Source organism: Xenorhabdus eapokensis, from assembly GCF_001908105.1.
In genome coordinates, this window is the sequence record NZ_MKGQ01000002.1 from 333,416 (window position 1) to 349,854 (window position 16,439).

The 16,439-nt window shown below is 39.4% G+C and carries 16 protein-coding genes and 6 pseudogenes; 15 read left to right on the forward strand and 7 right to left on the reverse strand.

Going from position 1 to position 16,439, the window contains the following annotated elements; all coding sequences use genetic code 11:
• The first annotated feature begins 276 nt into the window (after positions 1-276).
• From Xedl_RS25010 to Xedl_RS03015, 3 genes and pseudogenes are all read left to right on the forward strand, one after another.
• Positions 277-519: a hypothetical protein gene (locus Xedl_RS25010; RefSeq protein ID WP_143187370.1), complete on the forward strand. Its 243-nt coding sequence runs from the start codon at positions 277-279 to the stop codon at positions 517-519.
• Positions 512-778 (forward strand): helix-turn-helix domain-containing protein, encoded by a 267-nt coding sequence (locus tag Xedl_RS03010; protein WP_038209717.1) that lies wholly within the window; start codon positions 512-514, stop codon positions 776-778. The genes Xedl_RS25010 and Xedl_RS03010 overlap by 8 nt, the downstream gene beginning before the upstream one ends.
• 429 nt (positions 779-1,207) lie before the next feature.
• Positions 1,208-1,408 (forward strand): annotated as a pseudogene (locus tag Xedl_RS03015) (Arm DNA-binding domain-containing protein); the annotation flags it as partial.
• Positions 1,409-1,437: 29 nt separating this feature from the next.
• On the opposite strand, the pseudogene Xedl_RS03020 reads toward Xedl_RS03015, so the two are convergent.
• Positions 1,438-1,665 (reverse strand): annotated as a pseudogene (locus Xedl_RS03020) (IS1 family transposase); the annotation flags it as partial.
• A gap of 428 nt (positions 1,666-2,093) precedes the next feature.
• On the opposite strand from Xedl_RS03020, the pseudogene cml reads away from it, so the two are divergent.
• Positions 2,094-3,266, forward strand: a pseudogene (gene cml / locus Xedl_RS03030) (CmlA/FloR family chloramphenicol efflux MFS transporter); the annotation flags it as partial.
• Positions 3,267-3,385: 119 nt separating this feature from the next.
• Here cml and Xedl_RS03035 read toward each other — a convergent pair.
• Positions 3,386-3,552 (reverse strand): annotated as a pseudogene (locus Xedl_RS03035) (Rnf-Nqr domain containing protein); the annotation flags it as partial.
• Between the two features lie 114 nt (positions 3,553-3,666).
• Positions 3,667-4,380: a LexA family protein gene (locus Xedl_RS03040; protein ID WP_074022565.1), complete on the reverse strand. Its 714-nt coding sequence runs from the start codon at positions 4,378-4,380 to the stop codon at positions 3,667-3,669.
• 100 nt (positions 4,381-4,480) lie between these two features.
• Between Xedl_RS03040 and Xedl_RS03045 the strand changes: the two genes are divergently transcribed.
• The 8 genes and pseudogenes from Xedl_RS03045 to lldD all read left to right on the forward strand — a co-directional run bounded on the left by Xedl_RS03045 (position 4,481) and on the right by lldD (position 10,447).
• Positions 4,481-4,678: a Cro/CI family transcriptional regulator gene (locus Xedl_RS03045; protein WP_074022566.1), complete on the forward strand. Its 198-nt coding sequence runs from the start codon at positions 4,481-4,483 to the stop codon at positions 4,676-4,678.
• 110 nt (positions 4,679-4,788) lie between these two features.
• A complete protein-coding gene (locus Xedl_RS03050) occupies positions 4,789-5,241 on the forward strand; it encodes a DUF2335 domain-containing protein (protein WP_074022595.1) in 453 nt (150 codons plus the stop codon).
• A gap of 130 nt (positions 5,242-5,371) precedes the next feature.
• Positions 5,372-5,815 (forward strand): annotated as a pseudogene (locus tag Xedl_RS03055) (NADAR family protein); the annotation flags it as partial.
• Positions 5,816-5,907: 92 nt separating this feature from the next.
• Complete coding sequence (locus Xedl_RS03060; RefSeq protein ID WP_074022567.1) at positions 5,908-6,663, forward strand: thioesterase II family protein; 756 nt, start codon at positions 5,908-5,910, stop codon at positions 6,661-6,663.
• Positions 6,664-6,755: 92 nt separating this feature from the next.
• Positions 6,756-7,583 carry an alpha/beta fold hydrolase gene (locus Xedl_RS03065; protein ID WP_083600261.1) on the forward strand — a complete coding sequence of 276 codons (828 nt, stop codon included), beginning with the start codon at positions 6,756-6,758 and terminating at the stop codon, positions 7,581-7,583.
• 38 nt (positions 7,584-7,621) lie between these two features.
• Positions 7,622-8,224, forward strand: coding sequence for an RBBP9/YdeN family alpha/beta hydrolase (locus Xedl_RS03070; RefSeq protein ID WP_083600262.1), 603 nt, complete (start codon positions 7,622-7,624; stop codon positions 8,222-8,224).
• A gap of 220 nt (positions 8,225-8,444) precedes the next feature.
• The gene (locus Xedl_RS03075; RefSeq protein WP_074022568.1) at positions 8,445-9,224 is read left to right on the forward strand and encodes a polysaccharide lyase; all 780 of its coding nucleotides are present in this window, start codon (positions 8,445-8,447) and stop codon (positions 9,222-9,224) included.
• Positions 9,225-9,304: 80 nt separating this feature from the next.
• Complete coding sequence (lldD, locus tag Xedl_RS03080) at positions 9,305-10,447, forward strand: FMN-dependent L-lactate dehydrogenase LldD (protein ID WP_074022569.1); 1,143 nt, start codon at positions 9,305-9,307, stop codon at positions 10,445-10,447.
• A gap of 139 nt (positions 10,448-10,586) precedes the next feature.
• Here lldD and Xedl_RS03085 read toward each other — a convergent pair whose 3' ends face one another.
• Positions 10,587-11,375, reverse strand: coding sequence for a PhzF family phenazine biosynthesis protein (locus Xedl_RS03085; protein ID WP_074022570.1), 789 nt, complete (start codon positions 11,373-11,375; stop codon positions 10,587-10,589).
• Between the two features lie 174 nt (positions 11,376-11,549).
• Between Xedl_RS03085 and Xedl_RS03090 the strand changes: the two genes are divergently transcribed.
• The 3 genes from Xedl_RS03090 (at position 11,550) to Xedl_RS03100 (ending at position 12,955) form a co-directional block, all read left to right on the forward strand.
• Positions 11,550-11,933 (forward strand): hypothetical protein, encoded by a 384-nt coding sequence (locus Xedl_RS03090; protein WP_074022571.1) that lies wholly within the window; start codon positions 11,550-11,552, stop codon positions 11,931-11,933.
• Between the two features lie 32 nt (positions 11,934-11,965).
• Complete coding sequence (locus tag Xedl_RS03095) at positions 11,966-12,307, forward strand: hypothetical protein (protein ID WP_074022572.1); 342 nt, start codon at positions 11,966-11,968, stop codon at positions 12,305-12,307.
• A gap of 186 nt (positions 12,308-12,493) precedes the next feature.
• Positions 12,494-12,955, forward strand: coding sequence for a hypothetical protein (locus Xedl_RS03100; protein ID WP_074022573.1), 462 nt, complete (start codon positions 12,494-12,496; stop codon positions 12,953-12,955).
• A gap of 174 nt (positions 12,956-13,129) precedes the next feature.
• Here Xedl_RS03100 and Xedl_RS03105 read toward each other — a convergent pair whose 3' ends face one another.
• The 3 genes and pseudogenes from Xedl_RS03105 to Xedl_RS03115 all read right to left on the reverse strand — a co-directional run.
• Positions 13,130-13,762 carry a LysE family translocator gene (locus Xedl_RS03105; protein ID WP_074022574.1) on the reverse strand — a complete coding sequence of 211 codons (633 nt, stop codon included), beginning with the start codon at positions 13,760-13,762 and terminating at the stop codon, positions 13,130-13,132.
• Between the two features lie 102 nt (positions 13,763-13,864).
• Positions 13,865-14,800: a LysR family transcriptional regulator gene (locus Xedl_RS03110; RefSeq protein WP_074022575.1), complete on the reverse strand. Its 936-nt coding sequence runs from the start codon at positions 14,798-14,800 to the stop codon at positions 13,865-13,867.
• A gap of 137 nt (positions 14,801-14,937) precedes the next feature.
• Positions 14,938-16,341 (reverse strand): annotated as a pseudogene (locus Xedl_RS03115) (peptide MFS transporter); the annotation flags it as partial.
• Positions 16,342-16,439 lie beyond the last annotated feature (98 nt).

Consider the following 16,439-nt stretch of genomic DNA (forward strand, 5'->3'; position numbering starts at 1 on the left):
GAGGCTGGCCTTTAGCCGGTGGGGATGACCTGTTAATACAGGCGGCAGTACTGTGTACTCAACCGATATCCCGCAATACCTCAACTTGCGTTCACTCTGGCGCACAGATATCGATCAAGGGCAAGGCAGACATTTTTTGTTTTGTCCGAATTGTCGCGCGCCAGAGATTGCATGTTGTCAGGTATAAGTAAAAAAATTGATGGGCTGGTTGATTGAAAAATTAAGCATTCGGAATGTTGAGAGTGTTTATAGTCGTTAAACTTAGCCGTTCGGTTATTGAGTCCGATAATACAATCAGTTAAAGTATTCCCGCCATTGGCACAATCCAATGGTCAAGGCGTCGCGGCCTTGTGTTCACAGACACTGGTAAGAAGTTTTACCAGTGTGCCTGCATTCGCCCTTTCAATGGTGATTCAGGCGGGGGAGGCTATGCCTCGCTGGTGTGAACCCAGTCCGCGAACCCTGTCTGAATCGCCACCATCAATATTAATTAATGGAAGGGGTAGCAGGAATGAATAACAATGTTAAAAATGACTGGCATCAAGCCGATATTATTGCTGCGTTACGTAAACGAGGTACAACTTTAGCGGCTGTCTCTCGTGAGTCGGGACTCAGTTCATCTACACTAGCAAACACTCTCAGTCGTCCCTGGCCTAAAGGCGAATGGATAATCGCAGATTATCTCGGTATACATCCCTCTGAAATCTGGCCTAGCCGTTACTTTGATATGTATGGTCGGTTAATTGAACGTAAGGTTCGCGATAAACCACAGGAATAACCCGTTTTAATTTGTGATCTAGTTCTTAAAAATGATAAATGTTTATATGAAGCCTTGAGCGTGAAATGGCAGCCAAATTTGACCATTTCCAAATCTCATGGCTTTTTTGCTTTAACGTGATGATTAAAAAGTTATAAATCTAATTTCCACGTAAAATCTACCAGACTTGATGTAGCAAAATAATGTGGGGGTACAACTGGGGGTATGTGATTTTTTTAATAAAATTAATTTATTAAATATTAATATGTTAACATACCAGTATTGTGCTCTCCTCTTCCTAAAGTCCACTTTTTCAAACAAAATCAATAAATAACAATAAATCCAAGTCTCCTAATATCTCCTAACATCTCCTGAAAGCGACATGAAATTGTGTATAGTTTTGTGTATAGTTTTTCCTATACACATATTCCTATACACATGGGTGAAATGATGAAGCTAACAGACGTGGCAATTAAAAGAGCTAAGCCAGAAGCAAAAGCTTATACTCTCTCCGATGGAAACGGTCTTTGGTTGTTAATAGAACCGAATGGATCCAGAGGTTGGCGATTCCGTTATCGTTTTGAGGGTAAGCAGAAAATGCTATCTTTGGGTACTTACCCTGAAGTGCCTTTAGCGGAAGCAAGGAAAAGGGGTCATGTATTAAATAGTTAGATTAAATATCAAAAATAGTACTCACGCTCAATGAAAGTCCCTATCACTTTATCGTGCATCTCCTCTGATTTAGAGTAGCCTATCGTTTTGCGATTCAGTCTTTTGATTCGAGTACGATGAGTTAAATTCGTTCTCTCTATGCGTTGGATGAACGTCTTTCCCGTAAGATGATCCTCTTCGGGAAGAATGTCATAAACCCCGTAATCATCCGTACAATAAAATCGAATATTAAAGGGTGAAGTGGTCACCCCCCTGTAGGCGTACGCTCACCGGTATCGATCTCGGCAAGCATTCTTTTCATGTCCATTGTCAGGACAAGTCTGGCAAGCCACTGCTGCGTAAAAAGTTTACGCGTACCAAACTCATTTATCACACTATGTTGAAAAAAAGCCATATAATCAGTTTGATAAAAGCGGAAAATACAGTAATACTTGATTTTTCTGTTAATTATAAAGTACCACCTGTAATTTAAAGCGCTTTGCATCTCAGTATGAGATCTTACAATACGAATTCACTACAGGATAACCCAGATGAGTACCCTTAATAAGCACAAAACAGATAGATAAGCCGCAGCAACCACAGTTTTTTCGGTTGTTGCGGCGTTCTCAAGAAGCATTTAATTTATGAGCATGCCGCCAAATCCTTAACTTTAGGAGATGGATTCGTGCAATCAAAAGATTTTTTCTGGCAATATTCTCTTACCGCTACAATATTACTGTTATCCCCATTCAACTTACTGGCATCACTGGCTATGGATATGTATCTGCCCGTAATGCCTTTCATCGCTGATGCACTTGGTGCCGGATCAGGAACTATCCAACTAACGCTGACTGTGTATATGGTCCTGTTAGGGGTCGGTCAGCTTCTATTTGGCCCGTTGTCTGATAGATTCGGCCGCCGTCCTGTTTTGCTTAGCGGTGGAATTGCTTACACGGTTGCTTCATTCGGCCTTGCGATAACTTCCTCACCAGAAGTTTTTTTGGGCTTCCGCATTATTCAAGCTTGTGGGGCTTCAGCATGTCTCGTAACCATGTTCGCGGCTGTACGCGATATCTATTCGGGTCGTAAAGAAATCAATGTGATCTATGGTTTGCTTGGCTCTATGCTTGCTATGGTTCCGGCAGTCGCTCCTTTGCTCGGAACGTTGGTTGACATTTGGTTGGGGTGGCGCGCAATCTTTGGTTTATTAGGATGTGCAATGGCGGTGGCGGTTATTGTGACCTGGAAATTCTGTCCAGAAACTCGGCGGCAACAGACAGCAGATTTACAGTGGCCACAACTACTGCTTCCTGTAAAACGACTGCATTTTTGGTTGTACACACTTTGCTACAGTGCAGGGTTGGGGAGTTTCTTCGTCTTCTTTTCAACTGCCCCCTGGATAATGATGAACCGACAAGGATTATCACAAACGACGTTCAGCTTGCTATTTGCAACTGTAGCTATCGCAATGATGGTGACTGCGCGAAGTGTGGGAAGTTTGATTCCCCGATGGGGAATACTAAGCACATTACGGCTGGCAATGTTCTGCCTGGTGGCAGGAGCGCTGTTGCTGTCTGTTGGAGAAATGCTCATGCCTGAGTCGGTATTTGGCTTTATCGTCCCAATGTGGTTTGTCGGTGTTGGGATCTCTATGGCGATCTCAGTAGCACCTAATGGCGCTCTACAAGGTTTTGAGCATATGGCTGGAACTGCAACAGCATTCTACTCCTGTCTGGGAGGATTATTGTTGGGGATAGGTGGAACATTCACCATTACACTTTTACCCAATGCCACTACCTGGCCGATTATCGTTTATTGCCTGGTTTTGGCGACAGGAGTACTTTGTCTGTCCTACTTTGTGACACGGATGACTTCTTTTTGAGGATTAGTGTCGTGTTTCCTGAGAGTACGATGTTACTATTTAAGCCTCGCGTTTGCGGGGTTTTTTAGTTTTTATCCGTTAATTTATTGATTTTATTAAATCGATATCCCAGAGAATGACATAAATCCAAGTGACATAAGGCCGACAGTGATAAAAGTGATACCTAACCCCCTCAATCCCTTGGGTATATTTGAATATTTCATTTTTTCTCGTAGTCCGGCCACAGGGCAATAATCGCTAGCATCCAGCTAATGCCACAACCTCTTTGAGTATGTAATTATAAATTAAATGTTTCACGACTCGATCGGGGTTGAATAACACTCTATAGTTTGTTTAATCAATATATTAGGTTGATTTTATAACAAAAAACAGTGTGTTAAGGCAACTCCCCGACTCTGGCTTCCACAACTACGCCAACAATATGTACATGATTATTAAGGGGGATCATATTGTACTGGGGATTCAATGGCTTTAAAAACATATCATATCCTTCCGTAATCAGTTGCTTGAAAGTCAGTTCCTTCTCTCCATTGAGCTTTGCTACGACTAAATTGCTAGGAGTTGGCTTTACTTCTGGGTCAACTAAAATGATCATACCCTGCGGTATGCTTAGTCCATTCGGCGATACCATTGAATCACCTTTTACTTCCAGCCAAAAAGCACGTTGTGAACATTCAATACAGGTTTTATATGCCTTTGTCGTATGGCTTGTTTGGTATTTTTGTGTAGGTTCTTCGCACCAATTACCTGCATTTACCCAATCGAGTAGTGGGTATTGCTTATGTAGGAGCATATGACTGGCAAATCCAGCATCATCACCATAGAGAACAGAGACAAGTTTTCTGGCCTGTTTATCCAGTGATGGGCTGAAATCTGCGATTTGGACTTCCAATTTTTGGGCAAAATAGACCGCTATCTCCAAGTTAAGGGCGTTTATCCCATTGAGATAGTGTGAAATTGCACTTTGTGTTTTGCCGATTTCTTCTGCGAGCGTTTCCTGAGAGATACCGAGCTGCTTTTTCTTGGACTCAAATAGCTCTTTTAAACGTACTGAATCTGCAAGTTGTTCTGCTGAGAGTTTCTTTTTCATGGACTCATTTTAATACCAATGCTATTAAAATGATAAATACTAAAAGTATTGAAATATTTAGTACTTTAGATATTATTTTTAAGAGAGAAGGAGGAAACGTATGGAAAAAATCCCATTATCAGAATATGTAAAGTTGAATGGACAAGTTAAAGCAGCACGTTTAATTGGAGTTCATCAAACAGCGATCAGTAAGGCATTGCGTTCAGGGCGAAAAATATTTTTGATTCGTCAGGAAGATGGAACTTACAAAGCTGAAGAATGCCGCCCGTTCCCTAGCCAAAAGCAAGGTGTATTGTGAAGAGCGAAGATATCAGAAGTACGATTAATTCATCTCTATTATAGGTTGAACTTAATTATCTCACTGATTTTATTAAAGTGTTTTTTGTGTATATTGCTGGGGGAGAAAACGTGAACTCTAACATTGGTTTTTACTTCAGAGCGATAGGGAGCATTCTTGACATTATGCCCGTAAATGATTACCGCAATGCTTTAGACGCTGATTCATCAGATGGATATTTGCTTGAAAGTAAAGAGATATCTCATTGTCCTGATTCATTTCCGTCCCCTGAAGTATTAAAGAGTTATGAATCAATTTTGCCGGGTTATACCGAAAGAGTATTTACTCTTAGAGAAAAAGAGCAGGTTTTTCAACATGAAAAGCAGAATAAGGCGTTGAATGGATTGATAAACAGGGATAGACGAGGGCAATGGATGGGATTTTCCATTACTATATTTATCTTAATCATTGCAACGGTTTTTGCTTTTAGAGGAGAAATGTTATTTGCTGGTACTTTAATCACTATTGATTTGGTGGGGCTGGTTTCTGTATTTGCTATTGGTCGTAAATTGAATATTAAATAATCTCAGAATAATAAAAATCTTTATTTAAAGAACATATAATGATTTTTATTGTTTTTATACCATATCAATTAAACTGATATGATATGCATCGACAAACATAAAATAATTTGTATTAACCAAATCTTGTTTAAGTCAGTGGTATCCGGCTCCATTTACTGTTGATAATATAGAATATGCCAGTGCGGAACACTATATGATGGCAGGGAAAGCCCGTTTATTTAATGATCACGAAGTGCTGAAAAAAATTATCAATGCTAAAAATCCAGGTGCGGCAAAAGCATACGGGCGTGAAATACGCGGGTTTAACCAGTCAATTTGGGATGAGTATCGATTAAATATAGTGATTGAAGGAAACTTAGCGAAGTTTTCCCAAAACAAGCCGTTGGCAGAGTTTTTATTGAATACAGGGGATAAAATATTAGTTGAGGCCAGTCCTGTTGACCGCATTTGGGGGATCGGATTATCAGAAAATGCCCTTAACATTAATAATCCTTTGATGTGGGATGGCCTTAACTTACTAGGGTTTGCATTAATGGCTGTGCGCGATAAGTTAAAAGTACAAGCTAAGATATAGAGCCCTATCTGATAGGCTCTATATTTTTTTATTGTTTTACTTGGGGGATTTTTGTTGTAGTTTATAATCTAATCAATTAAAGGAACTTCATCTTGTCTGATTCAGTTTTATTTTCTGCGAGTAAAAAGCCAGAGGCTGGGGCACAGCTATTATTTTTTCATCACGCCGGAGGCTCTTGTTTTCCCTACATTGAGCTGGCTCACAAGTTATCGGAATTTATTGAAGTTTATTGTTTTGAGCTTACAGGCAGGGGAATGCGTGTTTCAGAGCCTTTTCAGGTGGATGTTGAAACTGTTTTGTCCGATATCCTTGCTGAAATAAAGCGTTTAAGGTTAGGAGAGGATAAACCTTTATTATTGTTTGGGCACAGTTTGGGGGCGGAACTGGCTTATCAGGTCGCTTGTCGGCTGGAGAGTGAATTACCAGAAAAGCAATTAGCACTTATTATCTCTGCCCGTGGTTTTATTGATTCCGAAGGGTTCAAAAATAAGCCATGTGAGGAATATTCTGATTCTTATATCTTGAATATCCTTGAGCAATGTGGAGGAACACCGGCAGGTGTTCTTGCTAACCCCGAATTACGCAATTATGTGATCGAAACAATGAAAAACGATCTCATTTTGTTAGATTCTTTGTCTCTATTACCGAAGGTAAAGTTGAATATCCCAACCTATGTGATAGGAGGTGATCGGGATAATAGGGTTCCTGTTTCTCGTTTGGCGGAATGGTGGCGAGTGTTACCTGTGCCGATCAAACAACAGATTTTCACAGGAGGGCATTTTTACTTGTTTAATAATCATTCAGTGATTTCTTGGCTCGAAAAACAGGCCAGAGAACTAGCAGGATAAGACACAGATTATAATCTAATAGCAAATCAGCAAGTTGAAAGCTTCAGGGTATCAGTACCTAAAAATAGATAACATGCTATAACGGAGCAGCAATGATTAAATATCAGGAAAAGAAAATCACTGTTAATGATGCTCAATTGATGTATCTCCATAATCATGAGAATAATAAAACCCCTTTATTGTTTCTGCATGGTGCGTTGGCTGATGGTTATATGTGGTATCAACATATGATTGAGCTGGAGGATACAGTGTCGCCAATGGCTTTGAGCCTGCGTCATTTTGGAGACTCTGCAAAAGTGGGTAACTTTGGTATTGAAACTCATGCCAATGATGTTATAGAAATTATCCGTAAAATAGGCTGTTCTCCGTTACATCTGGTCGCATGGTCGTATGGCGCTGATGTAGCATTATTGGCAGCATTAAAAGCACCTGAATTGTTCCGTAGTCTTTTTCTTTATGAGCTTGGATATCCCTCTTATTTAACTGAGGATGAATTAGCGCTATTTATGGTAGATGCTCAAGCTATGTTTGGCCCCTTATTTACGTCAATAGGAACAAGAAAACTACCTGAGATGGTGGAAATTCTGATTGATGGTTCAGGAAATCAAAAAGGATATTTTGCATCACAACCGGAAGCGGTGCGTATGGCTCAATTAACCCAGGCACATACGGTAATTAATCAATTGAATCAGCAAGAGAAACCGGATATAAGCGTAAGCGCTCTGGCGACGATAAAATTACCAGTACATGTTGCTTATGGAGAATACTCTCGTCCGTTATTTCAACTTGTTAGTGCATCAGCAGCAAGAAATATTTCCAATTGCCAATCGGAAATTGTCACAGGGGTAACGCATATGTTTCCTATAGAACAACCCGCCACGTTTAGCGCAAGGGTAAAAAATTTTGTTCGGAATGTATGAGTTAAGTGATAGATAATTTATTAAATAGGGGAAAATTAGTGATATCAGAAAAAATAAGTGATCAAGGGCGGTTTTCGGGCAAAAAAATAATTATTGTTCATGGATATACTGCTTCACCTTCATCACATTGGTTTCCTTGGTTAAAAGAGAAACTTACTGAACAGGGTGCGGAGGTTATCATACCTACAATGCCTGATACATCATCTCCTAAACCTGAATCATGGGCAAATATGCTGATAGATATCGTGCCTGAGATAGATAAAAACTCGATTTTTATCGGTCATAGTCTCGGTTGTATCACGCTATTGCGGCATTTAGAATCGATGCGTTTTCAACATCTTCATATTGGTGGATATATTTTGGTTTCTGGATTTGACTCTCCTCAAATTACTTTACCAGAATTAGATCCTTTTACTGTTGAACCATTAGATTATGCTTTCTTGCGCGAGATAACCGGACACCGTTTTTCACTTATTTCTTCTAATGATGAAATTGTTTCTCCGCAATCCTCCCAGGCTTTGGCTCATTCTTTGCAAACAGAAGTGATTAATATTGCTAATGGCGGACATTTCCTTGATAGGGATGGATTCACTCGTTTGTTACCTGTTTATGATATTCTGGAAAACATGCTATCAGAATAAGCATAGATAAATGGTATCTTCCAATCCTCCAGTTTATTAGTTTTATTCTGGAGGGTGATATGAAATATAAAAGACCAGTGAGTTATTTTAAATATAGTTTCTTGGCTATAAAGTTTGACTATATTCAAAAACAGAAACAATATAAAAATATATTTAGGAAGGCTTTTTATTATGTTATTTGGAGTCTTATGTGAAAATATAATATACTAAGGAGTTTATTATGGTGCCAATTCATTCCTCTCTTATATCTAATGCAAATAATGATGATTTGACTAATGTAAATTTTGCACACAAGATAGGGCAATACTCTGCCAAGGATTTCAAATCTGATTGGGGTATTTCACCGACATTATCGTCTGGTCTTCGTCAGGGAAGATTAAATATTGTTATTGATCCTCAAGATGATAATAACAAAGTGTTAGAACTCACTTATCTTGCTAATGCTGTTGGTTCTGAGGCTGCTACCGCATTCAATGCACCGATTAATGGTCAGCATGAAGCATTATGGTTACAGTATAGGGTGATGTTCAGTAAAGAATTTATGTGGATTAAAGGTGGAAAATTGCCAGGGTTAGCTGGTGGCGATCATCCATCAGGTTGTATTGATAATAATAGTTTCGATGGTTTCAGCAGTCGTTTGATGTGGAGAAAAGCCGGTGAATTATTTGGTTATCTCTATTACCCGGAAAAAAATGAGCAATGTGGCGATTACGTTAAATTAGCAACCTATTTAAAGAAAAATATTTGGTATACTCTAACACAATATATAAAGCTGAATAGTATCGGTAAGCATAATGGTATTTATATCCAATATGTCGATAATCAACAAGTTTTTAGAACGGATAATCTTAAGTTGAGAAACAAAAATGATGTTTTTATTGATGCAATAAAATGGAGCTCTTTTTTTGGTGGTTCTACGCTAGATTGGGCGCCACCAGTGGAACAATATGCTTATTTTGATGATTTTATTGTTAGTGTAGAACGGCCTGATAACGTTTAATATGTTGGGGATAACGATGACCAGACGAAATAGTATGCCATAAAATATGAGAATAACTTTTCAACATTAGGGTAGATATTATGATTATTTCCGCTTCAACTGATTATCGGGATGCAGCACAAGCTAAGTTGCCGCCTTTTCTGTTCCACTATATTGATGGCGGAGCCTACGCAGAGCATACCCTTAAACGTAATACCACAGACTTATCCAATATTGAATTACGCCAGCGTGTATTGAAGGATATGTCCGAATTAAGCCTGGAAACCAGCTTATTCGGTGAGAAAATGTCAATGCCGGTGACACTTGGCCCTGTTGGACTGACAGGAATGTATGCGCGTCGTGGTGAAGTGCAAGCTGCACGCGCCGCAGCCCAAAAGGGGATCTCATTTACTTTGTCGACGGTATCAGTATGCCCGATTGAAGAAGTTGCTCCTGCAATAGATCGCCCAATCTGGTTTCAGCTCTATGTGCTAAAAGATCGTGGTTTTATGCGCAATGTACTGGAAAGGGCGCAGGCTGCGGGAGTCAAAAATCTGGTGTTTACCGTTGATATGCCAGTACCTGGGGCGCGTTATCGTGATGCACATTCCGGTATGAGTGGCCCGAATGCGGCCATGCGTCGTATTTTGCAGGCAATGACTCATCCCCAATGGGCGTGGGATGTCGGGTTGTGGGGCAAGCCACACGATCTGGGCAATATTTCTGTGTATCGCGGCAAACCGACTAAATTAGAAGATTATATGGGTTGGTTGGGAAGTAATTTTGATCCATCAATTTCATGGAAAGATTTGGAATGGATCCGTGATTTCTGGAAAGGGCCAATGATTATTAAAGGTATCCTTGATCCAGAAGATGCTAAAGATGCTGTCCGTTTTGGGGCTGATGGTATTGTGGTTTCAAATCACGGTGGGCGTCAGCTTGATGGTGTTTTATCAACGGCACGCGCCTTACCTGCGGTTGTGGATGCAGTCAAAAACGACATTACTATTCTTACTGATTCCGGTATTCGAACTGGATTGGATGTGGTGAGAATGATTGCCTTGGGTGCGGATAGTGTTTTGTTGGGGCGTGCTTTTGTCTATGCATTGGCTGCGGCCGGTGAAGCGGGCGTTTCTAATTTGCTGGATCTGATTGAGAAAGAGATGCGGGTAGCGATGACCTTAACCGGAGCGAGATCAATCTCCGAAATTAATTCAGATTTACTGGTGTGTAATCAAGGCTAATGTAGATGGCCGCCATTGTTGGTCAGTAGAATTTATTCCGCTGACCATAGCTAGTTTATCTTTTAAATATCAATAAGGCTTTTCTTAGTGATAACTTTTATCTATTGTAACTTTCCAGTTTTTTATCAAAAATAAGAAATTATATATTCTCAAGCAGTATTTCACCGTGTGAAAAGAGTCTTGCTTTACCTGTCAGATATATACGATCTCCATCTATTCGACATAACAACTCACCGCCTCGTTCTGATAATTGACGGGCATGAAGCTCTGTTTTATTGAGCCGTTTTCCCCAGAAAGGGGCAAGGACACAATGGCTGGAGCCTGTAACCGGATCTTCATTGACACCTTTAGCTGGCGCAAAATAGCGAGAAACGAAATCAACGGATGAATCACCGAGAGCGGTAATGGTAAGTCCGGGTAAGGGCAGGGCAGCGATCTTATTAAAATCGGGTTGGGCACTGGTGATTTGTTCTACGGAATCCAAAACACAAATATAACGATCATGTGAAGCCAATACTTCGGAAACCTGTTGTCCCAGCGCGTCTTGTATAACAGGGATGAGAGCATTTTCTTCATGGCACTCGGCGATAGGGAAATCCAATGTAAAAACACCATCTTGATGGAAAACTCGAAGTTCACCGGAGCGGCTTTTGAATGTGAGTAACTTCTCTTGGATGTTGCGATGAGTTATGAGGACAAACGCAGTCGCCAGCGTTGCATGTCCGCATAAATCTACTTCGACTTTAGGTGTAAACCAGCGTAAGTGGTTTTCTAGTAGGAAAGCGGTTTCTGGCAGGCCAATTTCAGCAGCGATAGAAATCAGCGTTTCATCTGTTGGCCATTTATCCAGCAAGACAACCGCAGCCGGATTGCCAGAAAACGCTTTTTCCGTAAAGGCATCAACGTGATAAATAGGGTATGGATGCATCAAAATCTCACTTAATTTTTATAATGAAAGGTAAATTACAGAATGTTGAAATGATATTGATTTGTAAAGAGTTATTTTATTTGCTTGCAAAGCACCCAGAAATTGTAGTGTTGACCTTAGGTGATAATGGTTATTAAATAATAATTTGTTGTTATAGTTCCATTAAGGAAAGATATGAAAATCAAAGGATCTTATTGCCTGTTTTTTATCTTGTCAGTGTGGTTTTCTCAAGCTCTGGCTTTGGATTTAAGCTACCAGGGCGATATACCCGTAGATAACAGACCCTCAGGAGAATACTTGAAAAAGAAGTTCAGCCTGAACAGTTCGGATTACGAAAATTGGAACATGGAGAGAGTCACTAAAGCTAATGCCTTAGTTGAGAAGGGGAAGAAGGAGCTAAAAGAATATAATGGCAAATTTGAGAAAAAGAGCCAGGGACTTCCTCCTAATTGGTATGTGCAGGGCCTTAATGCTTATCCCGATATTCAACAGCAATACCTTCGCCAAGAGAGGCAATTTTTCCTGACACATGCTAAACGTCTTCAGAGTGCAAACTAAACGTCACTGTTATATTCCCATTAAGGAAGAACATGAAAATCAAAGGATCTTATTGCCTGTTTTTTATTTTGTCAGTGTGGTTTTCTCAAGCTCTGGCTTTGGATTTAAGTTACCAGGGCGATATACCCGCGGATAATAAACCCTCACAAGAGTACCTGAAAAAAAGGGACAAATTGCACGATGGAAATTGGGACAGGGAGAAATTGGTTAAAGATAATGCTTTAGCTGAGAAGCAGGAAAGTGAACAGAGAAAGTATAGTGATCGATCTTCTTATTCTGATTGGTATAGGTCGAACCACTTTGTCTTTAAGGATTATTCTCCCAATCCGCAAGGCCTAAAACGAGATATGGAACGCATCATGAAACAAAACTGACCGTTTTCAGGGGCGAATTAAACGTCATTGCTATAGGGCACAAGTCAAAAGATGCTTGAGATTTTTATTGATTGAAGCAGCTAGCCATTAGCGAAGACTTAAAGCTCCTCTAAAAGGCGTGATGCACAACATGATAATGATTATTATTAATAATACCTTTTTGTTATAGTTCTCATAAGGAAAGATATGAAAATCAAAGGATCTTATTGCCTATTTTTTATTTTGTCAGTGTGGTTTTCTCAAGCTCTGGCATTGGATTTAAGCTACAAAAGCGATATACCCGCGGATAACAAACCCTCAGAAGAGTACCTGAAAAAGAGGGACTCTCTGGGACATGGAAGTTGGAACACGGAAAAACTGGCTAAAGATAATGCCTTAGCTGAGAAGCGGGAGAACGAACAGAAAGAATATAATGATAAATTTAATAAGCATCACAATGGACTTGATAAAGAGAGCTGGACGCATTCTTATGATTTGAATGAACAACAGTTTAAGGATCTCTATAAGCTACAAGACGACACTATGCCGCCTTTCAGAGAACAGAATAAACGCCGTTGCTATAGGGAAACAAGGCAGAAATTAGAGAAAGAACAAGGAAATGGTTATTCCAATTCTGATATTGAAGATGCTTGTCATGCTTACTATTAATTGAATTAATTGGCAGTTAACACAGGTTTAAACCAGTCTCTTAAATGTAACAAAAACGGTGAAATAGTGTGTAAGGATGCTGAGAAGAGCGAAAGGATTCGCAAATTTAGCAGCAACTGACAGGGGCACTCGATCTTGCCAAATATGATTTAAGAGCATGCGATACATTCCTGTTTAAAACTGGCTAATACATAAGTTAATGGCTAATGCTATAAATATCAAACAGGTAATTCTATTAAAGATAATCTGTATTGATGGTTTACTGGATATCGCTTTATTTAAAAAACCAGACAAATAGGATATTAGAGAAAATATAATAAAAGCAATTATGGCAAATAGTAAACCTAGATATAATAGTTGAAGAGATACTGGAATGGTGATTGCATTATCAGTAGTGAATTGAGGCAGAAAAGCCAAAAAGAAAATAATTACTTTAGGATTTGATAAATTCATAAATAAACCTTTTTTAATGAGTTTTTTTGTATCATTAAAACTGTTGGTGTTACTTTTGAGATGAATTGGTCTTGCTTTAAAGGCTCCCCAAGCCAGATGGCTTAAATAAAAAACGCCAAATAGTCTGATAATTTCAAAGGCTACTGTATTAGCTTGTATTATTGCTGCAATGCCTAATGAAACTAAAGAAGTATGTATTATTAATCCAATGCATAGGCCAATGGTAATGAATATCCCAGATTTATACCCATTTATTGCAGACTGGCTTAAAACTAAAAGATTATCAGGTCCTGGCAAGAAACATAGGAAGATTGAAATACTGATAAATGTAACTAGTGTTTCTATAGAAAGCATATTTATTACCATTATAAAATTAAAAATAACTGATGTTACTATCTATATGAAAAAGTGCTGATTATATTAATGTAACAAGGTCATATAAAAAAGACGAAAAATCTACTTATAGGTATGAATTAATTTCATGCCCTGTTCGATAGTTCTTTCAAGATGAGCTTTGAACAGAGGAAAACAGAGATCTCTAAACCACCTATGCTCTGGATCTTGGTGGTGTTTCGCATGCCAGAGCAAATAGTATTGTTGTGATTTAATATCAATAGGTAAGCGTCTTATCTGTAAATCATAGTTTTGAGCAAAATCCGCAGCAATATGCAGTGGTATGGTTAGCATGGTGTCTGTTTTTAACAATAACTCAATGGCAGCCTGGAAAAAGGGAACTGTAGTATAAATGTGACGATTTAGATTCATCATTGCTAACTTCTGATCGACGGAACTGTCTTTATCTCCGCCACCACTAATCAAAATATGGCGACCTTTTATATAGTTGTTAATCGTCACATCACTATTAGCTTTGGGATGTGTATGTCTAAATACAACAACAAGTTGGTCTTCAGCCATCATTTTACCGTATAAGTTATCAGGTATCGAATCGGCAATAGTCGCAACTAAATCAATATGTTGCTCAGCAAACTTATGCAAATTGTCTTTATGCCACAATTTATATTCAATGCTTACGTTAAGAGCATCAACTTCAATATTAGAAACTATCGTTGGCAAGATGGCCTGGGCGGCATAATCACTGGAGGCTAAGGTGAATTTTCTCTTACAAAGGCTTGGCTCCATTATCTCTGGTGCATACAGGTTATCTAATTGCTGCATCAATGCCGGAAGCTTTTCTTTCAGTTTTTTGCCTTTTGGGGTAAGAATAAATTGATTTGCCTCCCTCACCATAATTTTGTCATGAAAATCTTCACGTAGCTGATGTAGTATTTTGCTCATTGCTGATTGTGTAACACCTAATTGCTTTGAAGACTCAGTAAGGTTAAGTGTTTGCAATATTGAGACTAATGCTGGTAATAACTTGTAATTGTTCAAAGTGTGCTTTCCATGGAATGAAACATTTAATGATTATAATAATTTTTTTCAACCAATGTGAATCCTGGACAAAATGCCACTAAATATCTCTTATTCGGGTATGAAATATTAGTGGCGATTTAACCAAAGTAAGTTACTTAAGATTTTACTTCTGTTTCATGCAATCTGCTCATCAAACGGCGGATAGGGATGATTAAAACAAGCAAAATAGCAGAGCAGATAATCAATGATAGTGATACGTTGGAAAACAGTTGAGGCAGGCTATCCAATTTATCTGCACGTACATTACCGCCAATCAGGCCAGCAGCCAAATTACCTAATGCACTGGCACAGAACCATAATCCCATGACTTGTCCCCGCATGCGTGAAGGCGCCAATACTGTCATCGTTGCCAATCCGATTGGGCTCAGGCACAGTTCACCAAGGGTCAGAAAGAGAATACTGAAAATCATCCATAGTGGTGAAACTGTGCTACCGGTTTCCAATACATTTTGAGCAGCGAACATCATGATTGTAAAACCACCAGCAGCAAACAGCATACCAACCACAAATTTACCAATACTGCTTGGGTTCATATTGCGTTGAGCTAATGCAGGCCACAACCAACTAAAGAAAGGGGCCAGCAGGATGATATACAGTGGATTGATTGACTGGAACCAGACTGCGGGGATTTCATAGCCAAGTACTACTCGGTCAGTATAATCATTGGCAAATAAGTTAAATGATGTCGGTTTTTGTTCGAATGCTGACCAGAACAGAGCGGCTGAAACCAGCAAGATGAGACAGATCAGCAAGCGAACTTTCTCATTGCCGTCTAATCCGGCGAACAGGAATAAATAGACAAAATAGAGAATCACACTTAAAGAGATGATATAAACCAGCAGGTTAGCAACCTTGACTGGATTAAATGGAATTACTCCCATCACCACAAATGCAACAATTACACAGACAGCTATTAAGATTGCGCTGAGCCATTTGCCAACATTCTTGCGTTTTATCATTGGGCGATCCCAACAGGAATCCAGCCCTGCTTCCTTATCATAACTGCGCATTAATGGGACTGTATAAAAACGGAAAATCAGTAAGGCGAGTAGCATCCCCAACCCACCAACGCCAAATCCCCAATGCCAGCCATAATCTTTCACTAACCAGCCAGTAATTAACGCGGCGATTAAAGATCCTAAATTGATGCCCATATAAAATAGAGAGAAACCACCATCACGGCGAGGATCGTCTTTTTTATACAGTGTTCCTACCATGACAGTGACACAGGTTTTGAATAGACCAGTACCGAGTGTAATGAGTAATAATCCAATAAAGAACAGATTATTATTCCAAATTGCGGAAAGAGCGATTGAGAGATGACCCAAGGCAATAATAATCGAACCATACCAAACGGCCAGGCGTTGCCCTAACCAGTTGTCGGCCAGCCAGCCGCCAGGTAAGGAGGTCAGATAAATACTGCCCGCAAAAATCCCGACAATTGCCGATGCTTGTTCACGCGGTATTCCCATACCACCTTCAAAGATGGCAGCAGACATAAGTTGATCAGATAAACTATCTGCATTGGTGTTATAATCGGTAATCAGATGACTTATTGCCTGTTCTTATGAAATCGAATATCACACTGTCTGAACCA